Origin of the sequence: Frankia sp. AgB1.9 (assembly GCF_016786355.1) — a bacterium.
Taxonomy (GTDB): domain Bacteria; phylum Actinomycetota; class Actinomycetes; order Frankiales; family Frankiaceae; genus Pseudofrankia.
Window position 1 is genome coordinate 45,505 of sequence record NZ_JADWYX010000039.1, and the last position, 25,981, is coordinate 71,485.

The window sequence follows — 25,981 nt, forward strand, 5'->3', positions numbered from 1 at the left end:
GAATCAGTCGCCCGTGAGCCGAGGAGGAACATCCGGTGACCTACGTCATCGCCGAGCCCTGTGTCGATGTTAAGGACAGGGCTTGCATCGAGGAGTGCCCGGTCGACTGCATCTACGAAGGCGGACGGATGCTCTACATCCAGCCTGACGAGTGCGTCGACTGCGGTGCATGTGAGCCGGTCTGCCCGGTTGAGGCCATCTACTACGAAGACGATGTGCCCGAGCAGTGGAAGCCGTACACCGACACGAACGCGAGCTTCTTCGAGGAGCTCGGCTCGCCCGGTGGCGCTTCCAAGGTCGGCGCTCTTGACTACGACCCGCCGGCGGTTGCCGCGCTGGCCCCCCAGGGCGAGCACTGACCAGCCCCACCGGCGTACCGCGCACGACCCGGGCGGGCGGCCGGGCCAAGGTCCGGCTGCCTGACTTTCCCTGGGACACGCTGGCCCAGTACAAGCAGAAGGCCAGCCAGCACCCGTACGGCCTGGTGGACCTGTCCGTCGGCACCCCGGTAGACCCGGTGCCGGCGGTCATCCAGCGCGCCCTCGCCGCCGCCGCGGACTCTCCCGGCTACCCCCAGGTCTGGGGTACGCCGGAGCTACGGGACGCGGCGGCCGGGTGGATGGCCCGGCGGCTCGGCGTTCGCGTCGACCCGTCGGCCGTGCTGCCCGTGCTCGGGACCAAGGAGCTGGTCGCCCAGCTGCCGACGCAGCTTGGCCTCGGCCCGGGTGACCGGGTCTGGGTGCCGACTCCGGCGTACCCGACGTACGAGGTCGGCGCGCTGCTCGCCCGCTGCGAGCCGGTCTACGGGCCGGCGGACGGCGTGGCGCTGGTGTGGCTGAACTCACCGTCCAACCCGACCGGCCGCTGCATGAGCGTCGAGGAGATGCGGGCGGTCGTCGGGTGGGCCCGGCAGCGAGGCGTGATCGTCGCCAGCGACGAGTGCTACATCGAGCTCGGCTGGGAGAACCGGGCCGTCTCGGTGCTGCACCCGGACGTCTGCGGCGGCTCGCACGAGGGCCTGCTGGCGGTGCACTCGCTGTCGAAGCGGTCGAACCTGGCCGGCTACCGCGCCGGGTTCGTCGCCGGCGACCCGGGGCTGGTCCGGGAGCTGCTCGAGCTGCGCAAGCACTCGGGCTTCATGCTGCCCGGCCCGGTCCAGGCGGCCATGACGGCGGGGCTCGCCGACGACATGCACGTCGCCGACCAACGGGCCAGGTACGTCAACCGGCGCACCGTGCTCGCGGCGGCGCTCGCCGTCGCCGGGTTCACGATCGAGCACAGCGAGGCCGGCCTGTACCTGTGGGCCACCCGCGGTGAGGACGCGTGGGCGACGGTGGACGCGCTGGCGAGCGTCGGCGTGCTGGTCGCGCCGGGGACGTTCTACGGCGAGGCCGGCCGGCGGCACGTCCGGGTCGCGCTGACGGCGCCGGACGCCCATGTGGCGACGGTGCCCGAACGCATGGCCATGCTGCCGCCACCACGATCGGCCGCGCCGGCCACCGGCCCGCGCACCGGTGGGTACGCCTATCCGCCAGCCGGGCAGGCACCGCCGACCGGGCCCGTGCGCATCACCGGTCCGGGAGGCGGCGCGCCAGGCGGCCACCAGCCGCCCGTGCCCGGCCGCGGACCCGCCGGCCAGGGGCAGCCCGGATACGGGCAGTCGCGGCCAGGCGCCGGGCCCCCAGGCCCTCCGCCCGGCTACGGCCAGCCCGACCACGGTCAGGGCGGCTATGGCCAGCCGGACCATGGTCAGGGTGCCTTTGGGCAGTCTGACCATGGTCAGTCCGATCGCGGTCAGTCCGATCGCGGTCAGTCCGATCGCGGTCAGGGTGGCTATGGGCAGTCTGATCATGGTCAAGGTGGCTACGGCCAGCCTGATCATGGTCAACCCGACCACGGTCAAGGTGGCTACGGCCAGTCCGACCGTGGCCAGCCTGGTCACGGTCAAGCCGGCTACGGCGAGTCCGACCAGGGACAGCCTGGATACGGCCAGCGGGCGCCCGGCCAGCCAGGCCCCGCCCGCCAGGGCGCGGACCGGCAGGGGGTCTTCGACACCTTCGCGGGTCTCGCGGACACCTACGGCGGCCCGGACGACGAGCAGGACGGGCCAGCCGACCTGAGGTGATCATCCGGCCCAGGGCCAGGAGGACTGGACCTGGGCCGGCCGGGGTCCAATGTCGAATCTGGCAACGTTGGCCTCGTCCTGAGACCAGCAAGATCGCTGTTTTCGCCCTCGCGTGGCTGTAACCGCCGCGGTTTTGTGACCATCAGAGGGCCAAAACAGCGATCAAGCTAGCGGGCGGACCTCGCCGGGCCCGGCGCAACGCGGGAGCGACCACCAGGGCGCCCTGCGCCCGGGGCGTTCCGCGGTGCGGTGGATCTCCGCGCCTCCGATTGGCTTTGGTTTTTCGGGGTGGGGGCGGGCTCGGCTAGGGTCGGGCTGGTGAGCACTTCATCCTTCGTCTCTCCGCTGGACTCGGGCATCGACGAGCTCTGGGCGCGCCGGGCCGACATCACCCCGGCCGACGCGGACGCCCGCAAGGCCGTCGTCGCGGCCGTGGACGCCATCGACGCCGGCGAGGCTCGGGTCGCGTTCGTCGCCGCTGACGGCTCGGTGGTCGTCGACGAGCGGGCCAAGCACGCGATCCTGCTGTCCTTCAAGGTTCTGCCCATGGGCGAGTCGAACGCCGGCGACTTCCACTACCACGACCGGATGCCGCTGAAGACCCGGTTCGACGGCGTCCGCGTCGTCCCCGGCGCGATCGTCCGCTGGGGCGCCCACATCGCCCCAGGCGCCGTGCTCATGCCGAGCTACACCAACATCGGCGGCTTCGTCGACTCCGGCTCGATGGTCGACACCTGGGCCACTGTGGGCTCCTGCGCGCAGGTCGGCAAGAACGTGCACCTGTCCGGCGGCGTCGGCCTCGGCGGCGTGCTGGAGCCGCCGAACGCGGTGCCGGTCATCGTCGAGGACGACGCCTTCGTGGGCAGCCGATCGATGATCATCGATGGCGCCCGGGTGCACCGCGGCGCGAAGCTCGGCGCGGGCTCGATCCTCACCGCGTCCACCCACGTCTTCGACGCGAACACCGGCGAGGAGTACCCCCGCGGGGAGATTCCCGAGCGAGCCGTCGCGGTCGGCGCGAGCCGGGTCAAGAGCTTCCCCGGCGGCGACTTCGCGATGCCCTGCATGCTCGTGCTGCGCACCCTGGCCGAGGGCCAGATCCACGACAAGCTCGCCCTGAACGACGTCCTACGCGAACACGGCGTCGCCACCTGAGCCGGCGGGCGGGCTCGTAGGGTCTCTGGCACTCGTAGGGTCTCTGGCATGGGACTTGATGTCGCGGCGCCGGCGGGGGAGCTGACCGGGGCGCTGGTGGACTTCGCGTCGGTGAGCGGTTCCGAGGGGCCGCTCGCCGACGCGGTGGAGACGGCGCTCGCGGGCCTGCCGGGGCTGACGGTCGACCGGGACGGTGACGCGGTGGTCGCCCGGACGAGCCTCGGCCGGGCGACCCGGGTGGTGCTCGCCGGGCATCTCGACACCGTGCCGATCGCGGACAACGTGCCGTCCCGCCGGGACGGCGACCGGCTCTACGGCTGTGGCACCTCCGACATGAAGTCCGGCGTCGCCGTGATGCTTCACCTCGCCGCCACCGTGCCAGCCGAGTCCCTGGCGCACGACCTGACCTGGGTCTTCTACGACAACGAGGAGGTCGACGCCTCCCGCAACGGTCTGCGTCGGCTCGCGGAGCGGCACCGGGACTGGCTGGAGGGCGACCTCGCGGTCCTGATGGAGCCCACGGGCGGCGAGATCGAGGCCGGCTGCCAGGGAACGTTGCGGGTGATCGCGGCCCTGCCCGGCCGCCGCGCCCACTCGGCCCGCTCCTGGCTCGGGGACAACGCCATCCACCGGGCCGGCGACCTGCTCACCCGGCTCGCGGCCTACCAGGCGCGCACGGTCGAGATCGACGGCTGCGTCTACCGCGAGGGCCTGTCCGCCGTGCGGATCTCGGGCGGCGTCGCCGGCAACGTCATCCCGGACCGATGCGAGGTGACGATCAACTTCCGGTTCGCCCCGGACCGGGACGTGGCTGGCGCCCTGGCCCACGTGCGGGAGGTGCTCGCGGGCTACGAGCTGGAGCTCGCCGACAGCTCGGGCGGCGCCCTGCCGGGCCTGTCGGCCCCGGCCGCGGCGGCGTTCGTCACCGCCACCGGGCGCCAGCCCCGGGCCAAGTACGGCTGGACCGACGTCGCGCGGTTCGCCGCCCTCGGCATCCCGGCGCTCAACTACGGCCCCGGCGACCCGAACCTCGCGCACACCCGCGACGAGTACGTCGAGCTGCCCCTGGTCGAGGAGGCAGAGCGCGTCCTACGCGCCTACCTCACCACCAGGTCATAGATCCCCACCTCTAGTAATTGAAAATGGGATTCGTCACAACGTGTACCGACAGTCCGGCGACCGTTCAGGGACGTAACGGCGCGAACGCGGCTCTCGACGCCGGCCACGGTCACCATGCGGATCCCGGCGGTGCCGGTCGGTCGACGCGGGCCGCGACCGGGCCCAACCGGCGCTCCGGCCCGGCCTCCCGGTGGCCTATGGTGCCGAGGTGACACCCATCAAGCCTGGTGAACCGGACCCGACGCCGGCCGACAGCCTCGCCCGCGCCGCGGCCGAGGCGGCGGCCGTGCTGGACGAGACGGCGGTACTGGACGAGACGGTGGCGCTGGGCGCTCCGGTGCCGCCGAACGACGGCCCGCGCCGGTACGAGCCGGGCGAGTTCCCGACTCCGCCGCCGGAGCAGCGGCGCGGCCCGCAGCTGGCTCGCCGCAGCCAGATCCGGCATTCCACCTCCGACGAACGGCTGCTCGCCAACCGCGGCTCCGGGGACTTCACCCACGCGGACCCGTGGCGGGTGCTGCGCATCCAGAGCGAGTTCGTCGAGGGCTTCGACCTGCTCGCAGACCTGCCGCGTGCGGTGACCGTCTTCGGCTCGGCCCGGGTGCCGCGCGACCACCCGGACTACGAGGTCGGCCGCAGGCTCGGCGCCGCCCTGGTCGAGGCGGGCTTCGCCGTGATCACCGGAGGGGGTCCGGGCGCGATGGAGGCGGCGAACCGGGGTGCCCAGGAGGCCGGCGGCCTCTCGGTCGGCCTCGGCATCGAGCTGCCGTTCGAGCAGAAGCTCAACGACTGGGTGGATCTCGGCGTCAGCTTCCGGTACTTCTTCGTACGCAAGACGATGTTCGTGAAGTACGCCGAGGCGTTCGTCATCCTGCCGGGTGGGCTCGGCACGCTCGACGAGCTGTTCGAGGCGCTCACGCTGGTCCAGACCGGCAAGGTCCGCAGGTTCCCGGTCGTGCTGCTCGGCACCGAGTACTGGCGCGGCCTGCTCGACTGGCTGCGAGGCACGGTCGTCGGCACCGCCCGGATGAAGGACACCGACCTCGACCTGTTCGCGCTCACCGACGACGTCGACGAGGCTGTCCGGCTGGTCGTGGACGGCATCGCCTCCAGCACGCCGCCCCAGCAGCGGGGCCGGTAGAAAGCCGGGTTCATGAGGATCTGCGTCTACTGTTCGTCGTCGGAGCGGATCGACCCGGGATACGTACTGCTGGCCGGCCAGGTGGGCACGGAGCTCGCGGCGCGTGGCCACTCGCTGGTCTCCGGCGGCGGGTCGATCTCCTGCATGGGCGCGGTCGCCCGGTCGGCGCGGGCCGGCGGCGCGAGCACCCTCGGGGTGATCCCGCGCAAGCTGCTCGACCTGGAGGTCAGCGACACCGACGCCGACGAGCTGATCGTGACCGAGACCATGCGGGAACGTAAGGCCATCATGGACGAGCGGGCGGACGCGTTCCTGGCGCTGCCCGGTGGCCTCGGCACCCTCGAGGAGCTGTTCGAGATCTGGGTGGCGGCCATGCTGGGCATGCACGCCAAGCCGATCGTCGTGCTCGACCCGGACGGCGTCTTCGCTCATCTGCACACGCTCGTGGACGGCCTGGTCGACCGGGGCTTCGTGCGTCCCGAGGCTCGGGCGCTGCTGCGGTGGTCGACCACCCCGACCGAGGCCCTGGACTTCCTCGAAGCCGCCGCCGGCGTCGGATCGGCCGTCAACCCCACCGCCGGCGAGGCGATCGAGGCGGCGGCACCCCCGATCGACTGAGCCGAGGCCTACGCGAGCCCGCGGCGCGCCACGGTGAGGTCGACGTCGCCGCGGATCGCCGCGACCATCCGCAGGGCCCGGCACGTGGCCGCGACCTGGTGGGCCCGAAAGATCCGGGCACCGAGCCAGGCGCTGACGGCGGTGGCGGCCAGCGTGCCCTCCAGCCGCTCCTCGACGGGCGTGTCGAGGGCCTCGCCGACGAAGTCCTTGTTGGACATCGCCATGAGCACCGGCCAGCCGGTGGCGACGAGCTCGTCGGTCCGCCGGGTCGCCTCCATCGAATGGCGGCTGTTCTTGCCGAAGTCGTGCCCCGGGTCGATCACCACCGCGTCCGGGCGCACGCCGAGCGAGACGGCCCGCTCGGCGAGCCCACAGGTGGTCGCGACGATGTCGGCCACGACGTCCTGGTAGGTCATCCGGTGCGGCCGCGTGCGTGGCGGCAGGTGCCCGGCGTGGGTGCAGACCAGGCCGACGCCGCCCGCGGCCGCCACCTCGGCGAGTTCCGGTTCGACACCGCCCCAGGCATCGTTGAGCAGGTCGGCGCCCTCCGCGACGACGACCCGGCCGACCTCGGCCCGATAGGTGTCCACGCTGATCACGACGTCCGGATGGGCCGCGCGCACCCGGGCGACGAACCCGCCGATCCGGCGCAGCTCCTCGGCCGCGCTGATCTCGGCGCCCGGCGCGGCCTTCACCCCGCCGATGTCGATGATTCCGGCGCCCTCGGCGATCGCGCGCTCGACGGCGGCGAGCGCCTCGGCCTCGCCGTAGGTCGCGCCCTTGTCAAAGAAGGAGTCCGGCGTCCGGTTCACGATGGCCATGACGACCAGCTCGGTCGGCTCGAAAACGCGCCGGCCGAGCCGCAGCGGCCCAGGTCGGTGGCCCCGGTCGTCCGGCGCGGGGCCGGGCGGGCTGGTACGGAGGTCTGTGGGCGGAGCGACGTCGTGCGGCACGACTGCGAGCCTGCCAGACGTCGACGGGCGCGGCGTTCCGCCTGCGGAGGACCCGGCGCGGGGCTGGCGCCGTCGGTCCGGGTTCCGACCGGCGACGGGTGTCTTCGCCCGATTTCGGCGCTGTCCGGGTAGGCAGGGGATGCCCGACGGGGTGGCCACTATGGGCCCGACCGTACGATCGGGGCGTGGTGCTCGCTATCGAGATCCTCGTCGTCGCCGCGCTGGTGTTCGTCGTCGCGGCGCTGGCCGTCGGCTGGTTCGACCGGATGGCCCCGGCCCCGCCGGACGCGGCGCCAACCGGTCTGCCCGCGGACGGCCCGGTCGGCGCGCGCGAGGTCGGCGGTATCCGGCTCAACCTCGCCTTCCGTGGCTATCGGATGGCCGAGGTGGACGCGCTGCTCGCCCGGCTGGCCGGCGAGCTGGCCTGGCGGGACGAGGAGCTGGCCCGTCGCGACGACGAGCTGGTCCGGCTCGCCACGTTCGCGCACGCCGACGCTACGCAGGGCCCGGCCGGCGGCGCCGAAGGCGCGGCACCCGGCGCCTCGCCCGTGACGCCCACGGACGGCCAGTCTCCGTGGTCCGGCCTCGACGGATAGGCCGCGAATTCCCCGGACCGGGCGGGTGACCGGTGCGGTGCGGGCTCAGAACGCCCCGCCGGCCGGTCCGAGCGGCCCATGAACCCGACCTCGGTCGGTTCGGCCGCCGATTTCCGCTCCGTGGTGCGGTGAGCGTGGGGAGGGCGCCCAGCGCCCGACATGTCGCGCCGACTAGGGCCCGACAACATCGGCCGCCGACCGTTGTGGTTCTGCGGAGGGCCGTGTTTCGGTTTGCTGCCCTGACTACGGGATAATCGTCGGCAGACGTAGGTCCGACGGCAGGAAGAGGTGCACCGATGGCGGCCATGAAGCCGCGGACGGGTGACGGTCCGCTCGAGGTCACCAAGGAAGGGCGGGGGATCGTGATGCGCGTCCCGCTCGAGGGCGGCGGCCGGCTCGTTGTCGAGCTCACCGCCGACGAGGCGAGCGCGCTGGGCGACGCCCTCAAGACCGCGGTCGGCTAGCGCGGGTCGACCCGGTTCGCCGCCCGAGGGTGGGCGGCCGGGTGCCCCGCCGTATGACCCTGGGACCCGTTCCCAGGACAGTTCAGGACGCCCGGCGTCGAGCGAGCCTCGACCTGGGCGCTTCGGTGTTGACGCCGCAGGCCGTCGCGGCTGACCGTGCGGGTGGGCACGTCGTCGTGCTCCTCGGTCGCCCGCCGCCTCGCTCTGGGTCTGGGAAGGTGTGGCTATCTCCATCCGTACGGAGTCCGGGAGTGGGCGCGTCCCGGTCGTCACCCTACGGCCCGGCGGGCCGGCCGCGCCGGAATCGTCCGTGCTCGCAGTGGTCGTCCTGTCGTCTGCCCAGGCCGACACGGCCGACGGGGCTGTCGCCGTGGCCGCCGCCGGCAGCCCGGCGGAGGGCGACCAGAACGGCGCCACCCCGGCCGGTACCACCGTGGGCGTCGTCAGCCCGGCAGCCGCCGGAGCCTGCGCCGACCTGGGCCTCGATCTCGACGCGCTGCTGACCGCGCACAACGTCGGTGGCGATGCCGGCTCGGTGCTGGTGGTCCCACTCGCCCGAGCCGAGGCGCCGACCCGGCTGCTGCTGGTCGGCGCGGGCGCCGGCGGCGTCGGGGAGTGGCGGACCGCCGGGGCCGCCCTCGCCCGCAGGGCGGGCGGCGGCGACCGGTTGGCCCTGGTCGCCGACCCGGAGCCGGCGCAGCTCGCCGCGCTCACCGAGGGTCTGGCCCTTGCCGCCTACAAGCAGCCCAAGGGCCCGGGTGAGCCCATCCCGACGGACGACCTGGACCCGGACAGCGAACACGCGGACGGCGACCACGCGGACAGCGCCGAGCGCGGCGCGGCGGACGTCGAGGCGGGTGACCTCTCCACCGGCGCGACCGACCTGGCTGGTGCCGAACGCGACGCCGACGGCGCGGCCGAGCCCGCTGGCGAGACCGACGAGCTCCCGCCGGCCGCGGCCGAGAGCGTGCCTGCCGCGGCCGGCGGCCCGGGCTTCGACGAGGTCATCGTCTGGTACTCGGGTGCGCTGACGTCGACCGAGCTGGCCGAGGCCACCGAGGCGGTCCGCCGGGCGTCGGTGCTCGCGCGCGCCGTGTTGACCGCCCGAGACCTGATCAACACCCCCAGCCTGGTCAAGTCCCCGGAATGGCTCGCGCGACGGGCGACGGCGGCGGCCCGCGCCGCCGGGCTCGACGCGACGCTGCTGGACGCCAAGGAGCTCGCCGCCGGTGGGTTCGGCGGGTTGACGCACGTCGGTGGCGGCTCGTCCCGGCCGCCGTATCTGGTCGAGCTGCGCTACCAGGGCCCGCCGGCCGAGGACGGCCCGGCCGCCCGACACCGGGTGCTCGTCGGCAAGGGGATCACCTTCGACTCCGGTGGCCTCTCGCTCAAGCCCCCCGGGTCGATGACCAGCATGAAGACCGACATGTCCGGCGCGGCGGCCGTGCTCGCGACCATGGTCGCGCTGCCGGAGCTGGGCGCCCCCGGCAAGGTCACCGGCCTGCTCTGCATCGCCGAGAACATGATCGGCGGCGCGGCCATCCGGCCGGGCGACGTCATCAGCTGCTGGGGCGGGACGACGGTCGAGGTGCTCAACACCGACGCGGAGGGCCGGCTGGTGCTCGCCGACGGGCTTGCCTACGCCGCCGGAGCGCTCGGCGCCGAGGTGCTCGTCGACCTCGCGACCCTGACCGGAGCGGTCTCGATCGCGCTCGGCCGGCGGACGGCCGGGCTGTTCGCGAGCGACGACGCGCTGGCCGGTGAGCTGACCGCCGCGGCGGAGCGGGCCGGCGAGCGGGTCTGGCGGCTGCCACTGGTGGAGGAGTACCGCCCGGCGCTCGAGTCGACGGTCGCGGATCTGGCCAACATGGGCTCGGCCCTCAACGTCGGCGGCGGGTCGATCGCGGCCGCGCTCTTCCTGCGTGAGTTCACCGCCGGCCTGCCGTGGGCCCACCTGGACATCGCCGGCACCGCCCGGTCGGACGCCGACGACGCCGAGATCACCCGCGGCGGCACCGGCTGGGGCGTCCGCACTCTGCTGCGCTGGCTGACCGCCGACCCCACGCTGGCCGGGGAGGCCGCCGGGTCCTGACCAGGGCCGCCGGACGTCCCGACGGGGCCGGGCCTGTTGGCCCGCCGGCCTGGTCGATCGTGCCTGGTTGGGTGGCGGGCCGGGTGGGAACGCCTGGTTCGTGAACATCCGTGACTTCTACGCGGCCGACCCAGAGCGTCAGGAGTCCGAGGAGGTCTCCTTCGGCGCCGGCTGGACCGACCACACCGATGCGGCGTCGACCTTCCGGCTGAGCTGGGTCGCGCGGACCCGGGAGCTGTACGCGGTTCGTGAGCCGCATCCCGGCGGTGGGCTGCTCGCGCCCGTGTTCGACCACTACAACGTGCATCAGGCCGGGGTCGACGAGCTGAGGGTGGAGATTCTGGCTGTCGCGGACCTGCCCGTGGTCGAGGAGGCCCTCGCCGGCTGGCGGCAGGTCATCACCGACCACGACAGCCTGCGCTGGGCCCGCAAGCACGTCGCCGCCCTGCCGCGTCCCACGGCGGAGTCCGGGCCGGAGCCGGCCGAGCAGGAATACCAGCCGCCGCGGCTACACCCCGAGAAGGCCGGGATCTTCCACCGATCGCGGTCGCCGCACGGCGACGACTAGCGCAGGGCGAGAGGGTCAGGCGGCGGGAGGCGGCTTGGCGAGGGCGGTGAGCGCCGTCCCGTAGGCCTGCGTCTGGGTCTGGGCCAGGTATCTGGAGAGCCGCAGAACCACACCGTCCTGTCGGAAGTCGACCTCCTGGGTCAGCTGCCCGCCGGCGGCGCTGATCTGGCGCAGCTGCTGGAGGCGGGCGTCAGCGTTGGCCGCGTTGGCGAACACCTCGATGCTGCCGCCGATCTCGACCGGGTCCTGGTTGGTGACTCCGTTCAGGTTGACGCCGGTCCGCGCGTCGGCGAACTCGATTTTGCTGGTGTAGCCGCCGGGCTTGCCGAACAGCTGGTTCGGGTCGCTGTCGGCGGTGTATACCCTGACTGTCCTCAGCGGCAGACCGGTGGCAGCCAGCTTGATCGCGACGACCTCCGCGTTTAGGCCGGTGAGGGCGCTGGGGGCCGTGGGGGTCGTGGGGGTCGCGGTGCTGGCGGCCGTGGGCGTCGAGGTGCCCGAGTCGTCATTGCTCAGCGTGACCTTGCGGACGCCGTAACCGGCGAGGCAGGCGACGACGGCAACGGCGACTAGAAAGACCGCCATAGAGGCGTTTCCGCTGCCCCGGTCCCGCTCCGACCGCCGGCTGCCAGACATGATCGTCCCCTTGGAATTGCCGCGTACTGTCCGGTGACCAGGCCGCCGGTCCGGTTATGAGCGGTGTCATCTCGCCCGGGCGGCCCGCGGCGAACGGGTCATTCGGATCGTATGTCGGAAATCCGACAGCCTTACCCGCGCTTCAGGTGACCGTAAGGCGCCGGGGGTGAGGTGAACGCATGACCGCACCACCGCCGGCCCGCCCGGGCAAGCTATCCGACCGGATAGGACTTCGCGACGGCGGCAACCAACAGTCCGTCGCCGGAGTTCAGCAACATCGGCGTCAGACGGGCGTCGTCGCGCACAGCGGTCGCCAGCTCGCGGATGGCCATGATCTCCGGGTTGCGCACCGCCGGGTCGGCGGCCAGGCCGTCGATCAGGATGCCGGCGAACGCCACCACTCCACCCGGGCGCAGCAGCCGCAGTGCCTGGATGAGGTACTCGGTGCCCTCGCGCCGGTCGGCGTCACAGAACACCAGGTCATAGGCCCCGTCGGTGAGGCGGGGAAGCACGTCCAGCCCGCGGCCGGTGATCAGCCGGCTCCGGTTGGGCGCCATCCCGGCGTCCGCGTAGGTGCGCCGGGCCAGGCGCAGATGCTCGGCCTCGACGTCGATCGTGGTCAGCGTGCCGTCCGGCCGCATGCCCCGCAGCAGCCAGGTACCCGAGACACCCGTCCCGGTACCGATCTCGACGACGGCACGCGCGCCCACGGAGGCGGCGAGGAATCGCAGCACCGCTCCGGCTCCGGGACTGATCGGGAGAATCCCGACCTCCTCGGCGCGGGCGCGGGCAGCACGAAGAATCGGGTCTTCCAACAGGAAGCCCTCGGCGAAGGCGGCGGCTCGATCTTGTGCGCCGATGTCGGTGTCCGGCATGACAAGCGCAGCCTACGGGAACGGCGCCGTACGAAGGCGCGTTGCTCCCGTCAACAGATGTCGTGTCGAGTCGGGCCCAGCGCCGCCAACGTGTCGTTCTAGCTGGACGAGGGGAGAAGCACTCGTGTCCGCAGCGGGAATTGCCGCGCCGTGGCCGGGCCGTCGAGTACGGTCATCGTCCCGGATCGATCGAGAGGCCACCGTGACTGGACTGGACGCCACGTCGTCCACCCAGGCGGCCCAGCCTATGGTCGCGTCGGCGCAGGAGGCGACGGCCTGGGTGCCGCCGTCCTGGGATGACGTCGTGCGCGAGCACGGCAACCGGGTCTATCGGCTGGCCTACCGGCTGACCGGCAACGCGCACGACGCGGAGGACCTCACCCAGGACGTCTTCGTCCGGGTCTTCCGCTCGCTCGCCGACTACACACCCGGCACCTTCGAGGGCTGGCTGCACCGGATCACCACGAACCTCTTCCTGGACCGGATGCGCCGGCAGCAGAAGATCCGGTTCGACGCGCTGCCGGAGGACACCGAGCGGCTGGCCGGCCGCGAGGCGAGCCCGGAGGCCGTCTACGCCGAGGCACATCTGGACGCGGACATCGAGGCAGCCCTTGCCGCCCTGCCGCCGGACTTCCGGGCCGCCGTCGTGCTGTGTGACATCGAGCAGCTGTCCTACGAGGAGATCGCGCAGACGTTGGGCGTCAAGCTCGGAACCGTGCGCAGCCGGATCTCGCGCGGGCGGGCCATGCTGCGGGCGGCGCTCGCGGACCGTGCCCCGCGTGAGTCGCGGGCCGTCGACATCGACGAGGACGCCATCGCCGCCGTGCCGGCCCAGCTGCCGGACCCGGTGGCGCTGCTGGCGTCGGCAGAGGTGACCCCCGACCCATCCCCGGTGCCCAGCAGCCGGGAAGGGGGAGCGCGGCCCCGAGGCCGCCGGCGTCGCGCCGCGGTCAACGCCGGCGTCGAGGTCGGCGCGGAGAGCCGGGCGTGACGGGACACCTCGGCGAGCGGCTCTGCCCGCTCGTGGACGGCCAGCTGCGGCACGACGATCGAGACCGGGCGCTGGCCCATCTGGCGCACTGCCCGACCTGCCGGCGGCAGGTGGCCGAGTACCGCAGGATGAAGCAGCGGCTCGCCGGCCTGTGGGATCCGGCCCTGCCGGACCAGCTGGCCGATCGGCTGCGCGGGCTCGGCGTCGGTCTACCGAGCGCCGAGCCGGCCGAGAGCCGCGGTACCGACGATCTCGCGTTGGTCGCCGGTAGGCATGCCGCCGTGCTGACGCAGCCGCGGGTGCCGGTGGCAGGCCCGGCGCACGCCGTCGCGTTCGGGCCGTCGCCGCGTCAGCGCCTGGTCCTGGTTGGCCCGCCGGGACGGGGCGACCGCACGGCGCCGGCCAGTGGGATCGTGCGCCCGGGGCGGACGCCGCTGCTCGGTGTCGGCCTGGTCCGGCCGGCTCGGCGGTCCCGGGTCCGCCGGACACTGATCAGCTCGGCGGCGCTGATGGTGCTCACGGTGACCGGCGCCGCCGCGTCGGACCACGCGAGCGTGGCCGGCGGCAGCTCGTCGAACGTGCGGCCGTCCGCCCCAGCCAGCCAGCAACCGGTGGCCAACGGCGGTCGGGCGACGCCGCAGATCGCGCCCGTCTCCTATGCGCTGCGGCGCTGAGATCCGGCCGGGCGTTACCGGCAGATGACGCTCGGGGCGCGCTTTTGTCACGGTGTGCCCTACACCGGATCAGTCGGCCTCCCGATGTGGGTCGGCTGTCCAGGCGCTGTGGGGGAGTTCACGAACAGGCCTTACCGTGTATTCCGCACACGCCGTCCTGGGCGGGCCGGCCCAGGGGATCGGGAGTTCTCCGAGCGGCGTGGGCGTGATCGGAGGGCGCGTGGGCGTGACCGACGGCGAGCCTGTGGGCAGCGATGCCGCCGCGACGAACGCGCTGGGCCGGGTCGCCGCGCAACGTGCCCAGGCGCTCGCGGGGGCGGTGCGGGCGGTAGACCTGTCCGGCCGGCCCGACCCGCTTGGCCCCCGTGGCTCCGGCGCTCGCCCCGCGGCCCGGACGCCCAGCCCCGCCCTGACGTCCGGCCCGGCCACGACCGGTTCGCAGGGGTCCGGCGAGCCCGACCTCGACCCGGCCGACCCGCTCGGCCTTGGCGCGAAGCCGGCCGCCGCCGTCGACCCGCCCACCCCCGAGAGCCGCAGGCCTGAGACCGGTAAGCCGGAAGGTCCCAAGCCCGAGACCCACAAGCCCGCGGCACCGGCGCGTCCCCGCCGGTTGGAGGCGGACGCCACGCCTGCCCCGGTCGAGCCCGCCGCCCCGGCGTCGCGGGGTGTACCGACGGTGGCGCAGCCCGACGAGCGGGACGACCCCGCCGAGACAGCCGCAGAACAACCGTCGGACAACGAGCCGTCGGGTCGGCCGCCGCGGCCGCAGCGGCCTCCCTGGTACCGCCAGACGCCCGCGGAGCCGACGCCGAGCGCCCAGGCCCCTGCGTCGACCGAGCAGTCGGCGCCGGCCGCGTCGCCGGCGTCGTCTGGGCCGACCCCGTCTGGGACGACGGCACAGGCCGGATCGACCGCGCAGGCCGGGTCGACCGCGCAGGCCGGGTCGACCGCGCAGGCCGGGCCGGCCGCGCAGGACGGGTCCAGCACCAAGGCTGGGACGCCCGCGAAAGCTGGTCCGCCTGTGAAGGCTGGGTCGCCGGCGGACACGAAGGACGAGCCGGCCGGGCGGGACGCGGCCGGCCAGGTGACCGACGCGCGCCAGCCGTCCGCGGCGAAGCCCGCTCCGCCCAGGAGCCCCGAGCCCGGTGCCGCCACGTCGAGATCGCGGGCACAGCCGATCCCGCCGCAGCCGGGGGAGACGACGCCGTGGACGCCGGCGGTGGCCGGCGGTGGTTCGGCTGGTCGCGACCAGCCGGCGGCACGGGCCCAGACGCCTCGGCCGCCCGTCGCGCCGCCCACTGAGCGCCCCGCACATCAGCACCAGCACCGGCGGCCGCCGTCGGAACCGGCCGTGGCTGGACGGCCGTCTCGCGGCGTCCCGGCCGGCGGTACCCGGGTCGAGCGTGTCGAGCCAGCTGATCGGGACGAGACACAGCCCGCCGCCGCGGGCGACGGGCGCCGGCGACGGTTCAGCGGACGGGCACTCGCCGCGGCCGCGGTCACGGCAGGGGTGCTGGGCGGCCTGGTCGGTGGCGGGTTCGCCGCCTGGCTAGCGCCCCACGACGCCGGCTCCGGTGGCGCAGGGATGATCGTCAGTGCGACCGTGCCCGTGACCGGTGCCGGGTCGGTGGCCGACGTGGCCGCGAAGGCGCTGCCGTCGGTCGTCACCGTCGAGGTACAGGGCCACGACGGCAGCACCGGCGCCGGAGTGATCATCCGCTCGGACGGCTACATCCTCACCAACGCGCACGTCATCGCGTCCGCGACCAGCGGCGACAAGATCGTCATCAGCCGCTACCAGGACGTCACCCAACTGCCGGCGCACCTCGTCGGTCAGGACCCGAAGACCGACCTCGCCGTGATCAAGATCGATTCGGGCGCCTCGCTGCCGGCCGCGACGCTCGGACAGTCGGCGCCGCTGCGGGTCGGCGACCCGGTGATCGCGATCGGCGCCCCGCTCGGCCTGTCCGGCACGGTCACCACGGGCATCGTGAGCGCGCTGGACCGCAGCCCGACGGAGCCGGTCGCCGGCGGGGCGACGACGGTTCTCGCCGGCGCGATCCAGACCGACGCGGCGATCAACCCGGGCAGCTCGGGCGGCCCGCTGCTGGACGCGCTCGGCCAGGTGATCGGCATCAACACCGCGATCGGCGCGGTTCCGGGTGCTCCCGGCGGCGCGGACGGGCAGACCGGCAACATCGGCGTGGGCTTCGCGATCCCGATCGACTACGCCCGGTCGATCGCCCAGGAGATCATCCAGACGGGGCATGCGACCCACCCATACCTGGGTGTGTCGGCCGACACCGTCACGGCGGCGGCCGCGGCCAGCAGTGGCCGGGTGCCGGGCGCGCTGATCCGCGACCTCGACCAGGGTGGCCCGGCCGCGTCGGCGGGCCTGCGGGTCGGCGACGTGGTGACGAAGATCGACGGCCAGGCGGTCACGACCGCGGACCAGCTGCTGGAGACGGCCCGGCTGCACCACGTCGGCGACCGGCTGAGCGTCAGCTACGTCCGGGCCGGCCACACCGCCACCACGCAGGTCACCCTGGCCGAGCAGCAGGCCTGAGCCCCGGTCGGCCCCGCCCCGGCACCGCCGTCGGCCGGCGGCTGGCCCGGGCTGGACCTGGAAATGAATCGAGACCCTTACCAGAGCGTCATGTGCGGGGCCTTCGCGGGCGAGGGTGGCAGAGGTACGCTCGGCCGGTGTTCAACGGGCTTGGATGGGGTGAAATCGCTGTCCTGCTGGTGATCGGACTGTTCGTCTTCGGTCCGGACAAGCTTCCCAGGGTGGCGCGCGATGCCGGCAGGCTGATTCGACAGCTCCGGCAGATGGCGACCGGGGTGACCAACGACCTGCGGGCGGAGCTGGGCCCGGAGTACGCCGATCTGGACATCCGGGACCTGCACCCGAAGACGTTCGTCCGCAAGGCCCTGCTGGAGGACGACGACGACGCGCTCTTCCCGTCGATCCTCGACAAGCACGGCAAGCTCGACCTCTTCGGCGACGACACCCCGTCGGGTCCGCTGCTGACGAAGGACCGGAGCCCCGGCGGCGCCACGTCGCTGTCGAAGAACAACGGCGCCAAGGCCACCACGAAGGCGAGCCCGAGCCAGCCGGAGGCCGCCGACATCCCCTGGGACACCGACGCGACCTGAGCCGGAGGGCTGGGCGGCCACCGCCGCTACGCGGTCTGGCCGCAGCCCGTTGCGCTGGCCGTCTCGCCGCAGCCGCCCGCCTCGTCGCCGGTGGCCAGCCGGCCGAGCAGGTCGCCGAGCAGCTCGAGCTCGGCCGGGGAGTAGCGCGACAGCACGTTGCGCGCGACCCCGCGCAGATGGGTCCCGGACGCATCGCGCAGCCTGGCCAGCCCGGCTGGCGTCAGCACGGCCAGCGTGCCGCGCAGGTCGGACGGGCAGGACCGGCGCTCGACCAGGCCCTCCTTGACGAGACGGTCGACCAGTCGCGTCAGTCCGCTGCGTGACAGCAGCACCGCGTCGGCGAGCTCGCTCATCCGCAGCGCGCCGTCCGGGGTCTCGGCCAGCTGGACCAGGACGTCGTAGGACGCGAGCGGGAGGCCGTGCGCCTCCTCCAGCTCGGCCTCGAGCACCCTGGTGACCTGGGCGTGCGCGCGCAGCAGGTTCCGCCAGGCGCGCATTCCCCTGGAGTCGACCCGGTCGCTCGCGACCTCCGGCACGCCCGCCTCGTCGGTGGCTGACTCGTTCTGGGTGGTCTCGTTCTCGACGCCCGAGGAGTTGGTGGCCTCGGGCAAGGACGTTGGCTGGGTGAGCATGGGGCTAGCTCGAACCTTCTGGCCGCGCGAGGCTCGACCCCGGGGCGCCCGGCCAGGCTGCCCGAGGTTTGGTGACCGGCGCGAGCGCGGGCGTGACGGACCGGCGGCGGCGCTGGGCCGCGCGCGGGGGCATCGTCATCGACCCGGGCAGGCACACTCGATCAGGGTACGTCCGGTGCGGCCGGGCATGCCGGCCGACGCGGGCGGGCGGGCGGCGCCACAGTCCAGGGCCAGTCGCGCCGCCCGACGCGGGAACGCCTGCCGGGCAGGGTGACGGGCGTCGTCCCGGCCTCGACGGCGGCCCGCATGGCCGCCACGGCGGGCTATGGTGGAGTTCCGAGACGCCGTCGTCGGCGTGCCGCCCGGCATTACCCCCGGGCACCACCACCCGACAGCGTCCTGATGTCCGCTCGATCGGGTCTCCAGTTCGATCGACAACCGCCGCTACCGCCCTTCGGCGGCAGCCAGACGGCCGAGGTTCCGTTGTCAGCTCCCACTTCCTCATCCGACGCCGGGGTCCTTCCTGGTTCGGCGAAGCCAACCCAGGACGCCGTCCAGGCGGCGCTGTCCACCGTGCTCGACCCCGAGATCGGCAAGCCGATCACCGAGCTGGACATGGTCGAGGCCATCCAGGTCCGTGGTGACGGGTCGGTCGACGTCGTGGTTCTGCTCACGGTGTCCGGCTGCCCGATGCGGGACGAGATCACCAACCGGGTCGACCGCGCCGTCCGCGGCGTCGCGGGGGTCACCGACGTCCGCGTCGTGCTGTCCGTGATGAGCGACGAGCAGCGGTCGGGCCTGCACGAGAAGCTGCGCGGCGGCGCCCCGGTGCGAGTGATCCCGTTCGCGCAGCCCGGTTCGCTGACGCGCGTCTACGGCGTGGCCAGCGGTAAGGGCGGCGTAGGAAAGTCGTCGGTCACCGTCAACGTGGCCGTCGCGATGGCCCAGTCGGGCCTGAAGGTCGGCGTCCTGGACGCGGACATCTACGGGCACTCGGTGCCCCGGATGTTCGGCATCGACCGGGGGCCGACGCAGGTCGACAAGATGATCATGCCGCCGCAGGCGCACGGCGTGAAGGTGATCTCCACGGGCATGTTCACCCGAGGCAACGCCCCGGTGACCTGGCGCGGGCCGATGCTGCACCGTGCGCTGGAGCAGTTCCTCTCCGACGTGTTCTGGGGCGATCTCGACGTCCTGCTGCTCGACCTGCCGCCCGGCACCGGCGACATCGCCATCTCGCTGGCGCAGCTGGTCCCGTCGTCGGAGCTGCTGATCGTCACGACCCCGCAGGTCGCGGCCACGGAGGTCGCCGAGCGGGCCGGCACGATCGCCGCCCAGACCCGACAGAACGTGGTCGGTGTCCTCGAGAACATGGCCTACCTGCCCTGCCCGCACTGTGACGAGCGGATCGACCTGTTCGGGGCCGGCGGCGGCGCCGCGGTCGCCGAGCGGCTGACCACGGTGCTCGGCCACGAGGTCCCGCTGCTGGCGCAGATCCCGCTGGACGTGCGGCTGCGCGAGGGCGGCGACGCCGGCGTGCCGCTCGTCGTGTCCGACCCGGACTGCGAGGCCAGCAAGCAGCTGCGAACGGTCGCCGACCGGCTCGGCCACCGCTCCCGTGGGCTCGCCGGCCGGTCGCTCAACCTGTCGCCGTCCCGTGGGCTGGCCGCGACGCCGCCCCACGCTCACTAGGACGCCTGGCCGCGTCGGCAGGGGCCGTCGGTACGAGGAAGCCCCTCGTGCCGACGGCCCTTGTTCGTGGTGCACGTGCGGCGCCCGGCCGTTGGCTGGGGCGATGTTCAGCCGGATGCGTGACAGTTCGAGAGTCGCGCGGTAGTGATGTTGCCCGCGAACGCCTGCGCGGGGGTCGCGCCGCCGCCTACGCTCCCCCCGTACGAGCGGTCGGTGGCCCGTGGCCAGACCGGCTCGTCCCGGAACGTCTGGTCAGGGGAGGGCGCATGCAGTTCGGCCGGTATTACGAGGAGTTCGAGGTCGGTGCCGTCTACAAGCACTGGCCAGGCAAGACGGTCACGGAGTACGACGACCATCTGTTCTGCCTGCTCACGATGAACCACCATCCGCTGCACCTCGACGCGCACTACGCCGAGGAGACGACCCAGTTCAAGCGGAACGTCGTCGTCGGCAACTACGTCTACTCGCTGCTGTTGGGCATGTCGGTGGCCGACGTGTCCGGCAAGGCGATCGCCAACCTCGAGGTCGAGTCGCTGCGTCACGTCAAGCCGGTCTTCCACGGCGACACGATCTACGGCGAGTCCACCGTCCTGGACAAGGTCGAGTCGAAGAGCAAGGACGACCGGGGCATCGTCACCGTCGAGACCCGCGGTTACAACCAGGACGGCGTGGTCGTCTGCGTCTACCGGCGCAAGGTGATGGTCCCGAAGCGGTCCTACGGCGAGGCGCGCGGCGGCGAACAGCCGGGCCGTCCGGTCCCGGCCGAGGCCTGAGCCTCCGGACCGCCTCCCCCCGAATTGCGCGGTCCCAAACCGTGGTCGTCGGTTTGTCGAGGCCGGGCGGTGGCAACACCTTGAGGGCGGGACGTAACCCACTGTAGGTGGTCCCGGGATACTTGAGGAGAAATTCGGGAGGAGCCAGGTGACAAGCGAACCCGCCTGTCCCCGCTGCCTCGGCCAGCTAAGGCCGCCCGACGTGCGGAGCGACCAATGGCGGTGTGACGTGCACGCAGCCGTCGCTCCCTGGCGCGAGGCGACGGCGGCACCGGAGGAGGCTCTGCGCCAGCTCGCCAGCTCGGCCGCCGTGCCCGTCTGGGTGCCGACGCCGATGCCGGTGCACTGGACCGTCGGAGGCGTCGGCTGGGCCGGAGACGACCGGACCGGTGCCCGGGCGACCGCACTGGCCACGGCCGGGCCGTCGCCGGTCGGCGGCCCCGCCGACATGCTGCTGGTGGCCGAGTCGCCGGGCACCGGTCTCGGCGCCCGGTTCGCCGGGATCGCCGGGCCCGACCCCAACCAGCTCGACACGCTGCCGGAGGCGAAGGTCGAGGCGGCCGGGCATCCGACCGCGCTGTGGCCGGTGCGGTCACCGCCGGACCGGGCCGCCTTCGTCGGTGAGGCCGGCGGCGTCTGGCTGTGGGTGCTGCTCTGGCCCGCGGACGCCGCGCTGCTGCTGCTGGAGCACCTCGTGCTGGCGGACCTGGGTGACCAACAGACGCTGACCGACCGCCTGATGTTCGGCGCGCCCACCGATCGGCTGGGAACGAGAATGGCCTCCTCGGCGGCCTGAGCCCTCCGGACGGGCCGCGATCCCATCGGCGTCCCCGTCCCGTCTGCTCGTAGGCTCTGGCACACCCGGGCGTCGCCCGAGGCGAACCCGAGCGAGAGGCGATCGGCCGCCATGACCGAAACCGCGGACCCCGCACCGGCGGTCCCGGCCGTACCAGAGGACGCGCCGGTCCAGCTCGACCGGCTCCGGGTGATCGTGAACCCGAGCGCCGGCCACGGCCGCGCCGGGAAGGTGCTGCCCGCCGTCGAGGCGGCGCTGCGCGGCTGGGCCACCGACGTCGAGGTGTCCCCGACCAGGGACATCGCGCACGCCGACGAGCTGGCCGCTGCCGCGGCCGCCGCCGGGCAGGTCGCGGTCGCGCTCGGCGGGGACGGGCTGGTCGGCCGGGTCGCGGGGGCTACCGCGGCTGCCGGGGGCGTCCTGGCGGTGCTGCCCGGCGGCCGCGGCAACGACTTCGCTCGGGGCCTCGGCATCGGCCGTGACCCCGTGGCCGCCGCGACGGCGCTCGCCACGGCGGTCGAGCGTCGCGTCGACCTGCCGGAGGCGGGCGGCACCCCGTTCATCGGCATCGCGAGCCTCGGCTTCGACTCCGAGGTCAACGCGCTGGCGAACCGGACGCGCTGGCTGCGCGGGCAGAGCGTGTACACGTATGCGGTCCTGCGCTCGATGGTGTCGTGGCGCCCGGTGAGGTTCACCGTCAGCGTCGACGGCGGCGAGCCCGAACAGATCGTCGGCTGGACGGTGGGCGCCGCGAACGCCGCCTACTACGGCGGTGGGATGCGGATGGCCCCGGACGCCGACATCGCCGACGGCAAGCTAGAAGTGATCTTCATCCACCGCTGCGGCCGGCTCACCCTGCTGGCCCTGTTTCCCCGGGTCTTCTCGGGCCGGCACGTCGACACGAAGCACGTAACCGTGCGCCGGGCCGCCCGGCTGACAGTGGACGCCGACCGGCCCTTCCAGGTCTACGCGGACGGCGACCCGGTCGCGGACCTCCCAGCCGAGATCCTCGTCCGCCCCGGCGCCCTACGCCTCCTCGCCCCACCCACCAGCTGAGCTCACATCTGCTCAGGTCAGGCGGGCCTCGCGGCGGGTGGGGTCGCGCAGGTCCAGCTCGTCGGCCAGCCAGCGTTCCCGCAGGGCGCCGGCGCCGTGGACCCGCTTGAACGCGGACTCGTTCGGCGTCATCGGGAACAGCGGCAGGAAGCGGACCGACGCCGGCTCTCCAGCCGAGGCTCCGGGGTCGTCCGGGCTGGCGGGGCCGCCTGACTCCCCGGGGTCAGCGAGGCCCGCGGGGCTGCCCGAACCTGCGGGGTTGGCGAGGCCTGAGGGGCCAGTCGAGCTTGCGGGCCTGGTCGAGCTCGCGGGGCCGGTGAGGTCGGTGGTCGGCAGGTCCGGTACCAGGCCGCCCGGCTCACCGACCAGCACCGCGTGGAAGCGGGCGTCGTCCCAGAGCGGTTCGCCGAGGTCGAGACCGGAGCCGGCGACGACTGGCACGCCCTCGATCGCGGGGATCGCGGCCAGCACCGCCAGCCGGCGCACCACGCTGTCGCGCGGCGTCCGCAGGGAGAGAACCAGCTCGGCGCGCGGGCCGGCGGGGTCGCGCACGGCCGCCGTCGGGTCGCTCATCGGCTCCGCGGACATGCCGACCGTCGCATACCGGAAGAAGCCATCCGGCTGAGGGCCGAACCGCAGCACGTCGATGGGGTCGGCACCCAGGAACGTGACCCCGGCGCGGCCGGTGATCGGCCCGAACGTGGCCACCAGGTGCCGTTCGACCGCGGCGCGTACGTCCACGAGCCTGATCCTACGGTCGGGCGCCGGGCGCCCGATCCGTCAGCCGCCGGGCGGCCCGAGTGTGGACGCGGCCGTGCCGGGTAGGGCGCGGTACTGGCGAGGGGGCAGCGTCTGGCGAGTGCCGTGACCGCCAAGGTCCTCCGGTCGCCTTGATCGCTGTTTTCGCCCTCTGGTGGCTATGAAACAGACCCGGTCACGACCATCGGAGGGCCGAAAAGGTGATCAGGGGACGCCGGAATGGGTGAACCCTGCTGAGGCGGCACTACCAGGCGAAGCGGTTCCGTGGTCCGGCGTTGAACGGTCTGTCTGGCGACATTCGTTGAGGCCGGGTGGGGTTGTGCGGCACGCTGAGGCGCAATTGGGCGGTGGGCGCTGTCGCGGTGTGGGCGGCATCTGGAACGATCGAGGCCGCTGGTCGCGTTGGCCGGGGGAGTGCAGGCGAGACGGAGGCAACCATGGCTGGGGTGCTGAGCAAGGGGGCGAACGCGCCGCTGCCGACGCCGGACGTGCGAGTGGAGATCTCCTCGTCGACGCCGCTGGACATCGCCGCGCTGCTCGTCACCGCGTCCGGCCGGGTTCGCTCGGACGCCGACTTCGTCTTCTACAACCAGCCCACCGGCCCTGGCGTACGGCTGCGGCCACCGTCGACGCTGGAGTTCTCGCTGCAGGCGGTGCCCCCGGACGTCGACAAGGTGGTCGTGACTGGCAGCCTGGACGGCTCCGGGCCGGCGACATTCGCGGCGGTGAACGGGCTGAGCGTCGCGGTTCGTGCCAGCCAGGGCGGTGCCGAGATCGCCCGCTTCGACCCGTCGGACCTGCGGACCGAGACCGCCCTCATCATGGTCGAGCTCTACCGGCGCGCGGGCAGTTGGAAGGTGCGCGCGGTCGGCCAGGGCTATGCCTCCGGGCTCGCGGGTATCGCCACCGACTTCGGCATCAGCGTCGACGGCGACGCCCCCGCGGCCGCCCCGCAGGCTCCGGTCGCGCCGCCGGCCCCGGTACGCACGCCCCCGCCGCCGCAGCCTCTGACGCGCCCAAGCGCGCCGGCGGCGCCGCCCACCCCGGCGGGCGGGCCAGGAAGGTGGGGGGAGGGCGACTACGAGGCTCCGACCCAGCTGGTCCGGCCGGACCAGCCGCCGACCCCCGCCTCCCCGCCGTCGCGCGGCGCGGCCACTGGGCCGCCTCCTGGCGGACCGGCCCAGGGCCAGCCACCCGCGTCGCCGCAGTGGGGTCCCCCGCCGGCGGGCCAGCCGCAGTACGGGCAACAGCCGCCGCGGGCGCCGCAGCCGCCGCCGGGGGGTCACGCGCAGCCGCAGGGCCCGCCGCAGTGGGGCCCGCCGCCCGGCCAGCCGGACCAGTGGGCCGCGCCGCCGCCCCCGCCCGGGGCGCAGTCGGGCCAGTGGGCCGGCCAGTCGGGGCAGCAGTGGGCACCTCCAGCCGGGGCGCCGGTGAACCCTGCCTGGGGCGCGCCGCAGCCCGGACAGCCCGGGGGACCGCCCGCCGGGGGCCAGTGGGGCCCGCCGCCCGGTCCGCCGGCCATGAACAAGGCCTGGGGGCCGCCGGCCGCCGGGGTCAACCTCGACAAGGGACGCGTGTCGCTGCGCAAGGGCGAGGCCGTCTCACTGGTGAAGACGGGCGCTCCGCCGCTGACCAGGGTCCGGATGGCGCTCGGCTGGGATCCGGCCGCCCAGGGCAAGGACATCGACCTGGACGCGTCCTGCATCCTCTACGACGCGCACGGCAAGGACGTCGACCGCGTCTGGTTCATGTCCAAGAAGGGCGCGAAGGGCGCTGTGCGGCACTCCGGCGACAACCTCACCGGGGCTGGCGAGGGCGACGACGAGACGATCTTCGTCGACCTCGGGGCGCTGCCGCCGACGGTGATCGCGCTGGTCTTCACCGTGAACAGCTTCGCGGGTCAGCCGTTCACCGACGTCCGGCGGGCCTACTGCCGGCTGATCGACGACCTGACCAGCCAGGAGCTGGTCCGGTTCGACCTGTCGGACTCCAAGCGGTCCACCGGCCTGGTGATGTGCAAGGTCCAGCGGGTGCCGAACACGCCGGTGTGGTCGATGACCGCGATCGGTGAGTTCCACGACGGCAAGACGGTCCGTGCCATGATCGAACCGGCCCGCCAGTATCTCTGAGCCGCCCTCGACCGAGCCGCGGGAGGCCGCGTTGGCGGGCATCGACCTGCATACCCACTCGACCGCGTCCGACGGGCTGTTGGCGCCCGCGGGGCTCGTGGCCGCCGCGGCCGATGCCGGGGTCCGCGTTCTCGCGCTGACCGACCACGACACCACCGCGGGGATCGCCGAGGCCGCGGCCGCGCTGCCGCCCGGGATGACCCTGGTGCCGGGCGCGGAGATCTCGTGCGAGGTGCGGGTCGACGACGGCCGGGTGATCAGCCTGCATGTGCTCGCATACCTGTTCGACCCAGCGGAGCCGGAGTTCGTGGCGATGCGGCGGCGGGTGCGGGAGAGCCGGGATTCTCGGGCGCGCCGGATGGTGGAACTGATGGTCGCCGACGGGCTGCCGGTGAGCTGGGACCAGGTCCAGGCCCGGGCGCGGGGAACGGTCGGTCGGCCGCACGTCGCCGGGGCGCTGCTCGACGCGGGGCTGATCTCAGACCTGGACGAGGCGTTCGGGCCGAAGTGGATCGGCAGCCGGGGCCCTTACCACGCGCGCAAGGAGCAGCCAGACGTCGCCGACGCGCTCCGGCTGATTCACGGCGCCGGTGGAGTGAGTATCTTCGCGCACCCCTACGCGGCTGCCCGGGGCCCGATCATCGGGCCGGACACGATCGAGTACATGGCGTCGCTGGGGCTCGGTGGCGTCGAGGTCGACCACCCGGACCATGAGCCGGCGGCGCAGGAGCGGCTTCGGGACCTGGCGGCCAGCCTCGGACTGCTGACGACCGGTTCGAGCGACTTCCACGGCACCCGCGAAGGCCCGGGCCGCGGCCTCGGCGCCCACAGCACCGAACCCGACGTACTGGCCGAGATCGTCGGCCGCGCCTCCGGTGACACTCCGCGCTCGGCCTGACCGGCGGGGATTGGCGTGAGCCATACCTGGTGGCCGGCGGGGCGCCGGGACCTGCCACCGCCAGGTATGACTCGCGCGAGGTG

At 73.6% G+C, this 25,981-nt stretch carries 25 protein-coding genes; 20 read left to right on the forward strand and 5 right to left on the reverse strand.

Going from position 1 to position 25,981, the window contains the following annotated elements:
• Positions 1 to 35: 35 nt before the first annotated feature.
• The 6 genes from fdxA (at position 36) to I6A60_RS17580 (ending at position 6,158) form a co-directional block, all read left to right on the forward strand.
• The gene (gene fdxA, locus I6A60_RS17555; protein WP_013421911.1) at positions 36 to 359 is read left to right on the forward strand and encodes a ferredoxin; all 324 of its coding nucleotides are present in this window, start codon (positions 36 to 38) and stop codon (positions 357 to 359) included.
• Positions 356 to 2,125 carry a succinyldiaminopimelate transaminase gene (gene dapC, locus I6A60_RS17560; protein ID WP_238435658.1) on the forward strand — a complete coding sequence of 590 codons (1,770 nt, stop codon included), beginning with the start codon at positions 356 to 358 and terminating at the stop codon, positions 2,123 to 2,125. Before fdxA ends, dapC begins: the two co-directional genes overlap by 4 nt.
• A gap of 318 nt (positions 2,126 to 2,443) precedes the next feature.
• Positions 2,444 to 3,280 (forward strand): 2,3,4,5-tetrahydropyridine-2,6-dicarboxylate N-succinyltransferase, encoded by an 837-nt coding sequence (locus I6A60_RS17565; RefSeq protein WP_203023209.1) that lies wholly within the window; start codon positions 2,444 to 2,446, stop codon positions 3,278 to 3,280.
• Between the two features lie 48 nt (positions 3,281 to 3,328).
• A complete protein-coding gene (gene dapE / locus I6A60_RS17570) occupies positions 3,329 to 4,399 on the forward strand; it encodes a succinyl-diaminopimelate desuccinylase (RefSeq protein WP_203023208.1) in 1,071 nt (356 codons plus the stop codon).
• A 337-nt stretch (positions 4,400 to 4,736) separates the two neighbouring features.
• Complete coding sequence (locus tag I6A60_RS17575; protein WP_203023217.1) at positions 4,737 to 5,540, forward strand: TIGR00730 family Rossman fold protein; 804 nt, start codon at positions 4,737 to 4,739, stop codon at positions 5,538 to 5,540.
• A gap of 12 nt (positions 5,541 to 5,552) precedes the next feature.
• Entirely contained in the window at positions 5,553 to 6,158 is a 606-nt protein-coding gene (locus tag I6A60_RS17580) for a TIGR00730 family Rossman fold protein (protein WP_203023207.1), read from the forward strand.
• An 8-nt stretch (positions 6,159 to 6,166) separates the two neighbouring features.
• Here I6A60_RS17580 and folP read toward each other — a convergent pair whose 3' ends face one another.
• A complete protein-coding gene (gene folP, locus I6A60_RS17585; protein WP_374113448.1) occupies positions 6,167 to 6,979 on the reverse strand; it encodes a dihydropteroate synthase in 813 nt (270 codons plus the stop codon).
• 317 nt (positions 6,980 to 7,296) lie between these two features.
• On the opposite strand from folP, the gene I6A60_RS17590 reads away from it, so the two are divergent.
• From I6A60_RS17590 to I6A60_RS17605, 4 genes are all read left to right on the forward strand, one after another.
• Positions 7,297 to 7,707, forward strand: coding sequence for a DivIVA domain-containing protein (locus I6A60_RS17590; protein ID WP_203023205.1), 411 nt, complete (start codon positions 7,297 to 7,299; stop codon positions 7,705 to 7,707).
• A 296-nt stretch (positions 7,708 to 8,003) separates the two neighbouring features.
• Entirely contained in the window at positions 8,004 to 8,171 is a 168-nt protein-coding gene (locus I6A60_RS17595; protein ID WP_007511639.1) for a DUF3117 domain-containing protein, read from the forward strand.
• 310 nt (positions 8,172 to 8,481) lie between these two features.
• Complete coding sequence (locus I6A60_RS17600; protein WP_203042566.1) at positions 8,482 to 10,263, forward strand: M17 family metallopeptidase; 1,782 nt, start codon at positions 8,482 to 8,484, stop codon at positions 10,261 to 10,263.
• A gap of 67 nt (positions 10,264 to 10,330) precedes the next feature.
• The gene (locus tag I6A60_RS17605; protein ID WP_238435643.1) at positions 10,331 to 10,831 is read left to right on the forward strand and encodes a hypothetical protein; all 501 of its coding nucleotides are present in this window, start codon (positions 10,331 to 10,333) and stop codon (positions 10,829 to 10,831) included.
• Positions 10,832 to 10,846: 15 nt separating this feature from the next.
• Here I6A60_RS17605 and I6A60_RS17610 read toward each other — a convergent pair whose 3' ends face one another.
• Positions 10,847 to 11,416, reverse strand: coding sequence for a PGRS family protein (locus tag I6A60_RS17610; protein ID WP_238435644.1), 570 nt, complete (start codon positions 11,414 to 11,416; stop codon positions 10,847 to 10,849).
• Positions 11,417 to 11,679: 263 nt separating this feature from the next.
• On the reverse strand, positions 11,680 to 12,342 hold the full coding sequence (locus tag I6A60_RS17615; protein ID WP_013421922.1) for an O-methyltransferase: 663 nt from the start codon (positions 12,340 to 12,342) through the stop codon (positions 11,680 to 11,682).
• Positions 12,343 to 12,553: 211 nt separating this feature from the next.
• Here I6A60_RS17615 and sigE point away from each other — a divergent pair, with 211 nt between their 5' ends.
• The 4 genes from sigE to tatB all read left to right on the forward strand — a co-directional run bounded on the left by sigE (position 12,554) and on the right by tatB (position 17,163).
• Positions 12,554 to 13,333 carry an RNA polymerase sigma factor SigE gene (gene sigE, locus I6A60_RS17620; protein ID WP_238435664.1) on the forward strand — a complete coding sequence of 260 codons (780 nt, stop codon included), beginning with the start codon at positions 12,554 to 12,556 and terminating at the stop codon, positions 13,331 to 13,333.
• The gene (locus tag I6A60_RS17625) at positions 13,330 to 14,007 is read left to right on the forward strand and encodes an anti-sigma factor (RefSeq protein ID WP_203042567.1); all 678 of its coding nucleotides are present in this window, start codon (positions 13,330 to 13,332) and stop codon (positions 14,005 to 14,007) included. Before sigE ends, I6A60_RS17625 begins: the two co-directional genes overlap by 4 nt.
• Before the next feature lie 220 nt (positions 14,008 to 14,227).
• On the forward strand, positions 14,228 to 16,573 hold the full coding sequence (locus tag I6A60_RS43600) for a trypsin-like peptidase domain-containing protein (protein WP_307873737.1): 2,346 nt from the start codon (positions 14,228 to 14,230) through the stop codon (positions 16,571 to 16,573).
• Positions 16,574 to 16,710: 137 nt separating this feature from the next.
• On the forward strand, positions 16,711 to 17,163 hold the full coding sequence (gene tatB, locus I6A60_RS17635; protein WP_203023200.1) for a Sec-independent protein translocase protein TatB: 453 nt from the start codon (positions 16,711 to 16,713) through the stop codon (positions 17,161 to 17,163).
• A gap of 26 nt (positions 17,164 to 17,189) precedes the next feature.
• Here tatB and I6A60_RS17640 read toward each other — a convergent pair whose 3' ends face one another.
• On the reverse strand, positions 17,190 to 17,795 hold the full coding sequence (locus I6A60_RS17640; protein ID WP_203023199.1) for a MarR family transcriptional regulator: 606 nt from the start codon (positions 17,793 to 17,795) through the stop codon (positions 17,190 to 17,192).
• Between the two features lie 483 nt (positions 17,796 to 18,278).
• Here I6A60_RS17640 and I6A60_RS17645 point away from each other — a divergent pair, with 483 nt between their 5' ends.
• From I6A60_RS17645 to I6A60_RS17660, 4 genes are all read left to right on the forward strand, one after another.
• Positions 18,279 to 19,487 (forward strand): Mrp/NBP35 family ATP-binding protein, encoded by a 1,209-nt coding sequence (locus I6A60_RS17645; RefSeq protein ID WP_203023198.1) that lies wholly within the window; start codon positions 18,279 to 18,281, stop codon positions 19,485 to 19,487.
• A 266-nt stretch (positions 19,488 to 19,753) separates the two neighbouring features.
• Positions 19,754 to 20,260: a MaoC family dehydratase gene (locus tag I6A60_RS17650; protein ID WP_013421929.1), complete on the forward strand. Its 507-nt coding sequence runs from the start codon at positions 19,754 to 19,756 to the stop codon at positions 20,258 to 20,260.
• 148 nt (positions 20,261 to 20,408) lie between these two features.
• On the forward strand, positions 20,409 to 21,056 hold the full coding sequence (locus I6A60_RS17655) for a DUF6758 family protein (RefSeq protein ID WP_203023197.1): 648 nt from the start codon (positions 20,409 to 20,411) through the stop codon (positions 21,054 to 21,056).
• A 111-nt stretch (positions 21,057 to 21,167) separates the two neighbouring features.
• The gene (locus tag I6A60_RS17660) at positions 21,168 to 22,112 is read left to right on the forward strand and encodes a diacylglycerol kinase family protein (RefSeq protein ID WP_203023196.1); all 945 of its coding nucleotides are present in this window, start codon (positions 21,168 to 21,170) and stop codon (positions 22,110 to 22,112) included.
• 12 nt (positions 22,113 to 22,124) lie between these two features.
• Here the strand turns inward: I6A60_RS17660 and I6A60_RS17665 are convergent, their stop codons facing one another.
• Positions 22,125 to 22,853, reverse strand: a complete 729-nt coding sequence (locus tag I6A60_RS17665; RefSeq protein WP_203023195.1) for a suppressor of fused domain protein — start codon at positions 22,851 to 22,853, stop codon at positions 22,125 to 22,127.
• A gap of 455 nt (positions 22,854 to 23,308) precedes the next feature.
• Here I6A60_RS17665 and I6A60_RS17670 point away from each other — a divergent pair, with 455 nt between their 5' ends.
• Both I6A60_RS17670 and I6A60_RS17675 read left to right on the forward strand, forming a co-directional pair.
• Positions 23,309 to 25,000, forward strand: a complete 1,692-nt coding sequence (locus tag I6A60_RS17670) for a TerD family protein (RefSeq protein WP_203055653.1) — start codon at positions 23,309 to 23,311, stop codon at positions 24,998 to 25,000.
• Positions 25,001 to 25,031: 31 nt separating this feature from the next.
• Entirely contained in the window at positions 25,032 to 25,898 is an 867-nt protein-coding gene (locus tag I6A60_RS17675; protein WP_203023193.1) for a PHP domain-containing protein, read from the forward strand.
• The last annotated feature ends 83 nt before the right edge of the window (positions 25,899 to 25,981 follow it).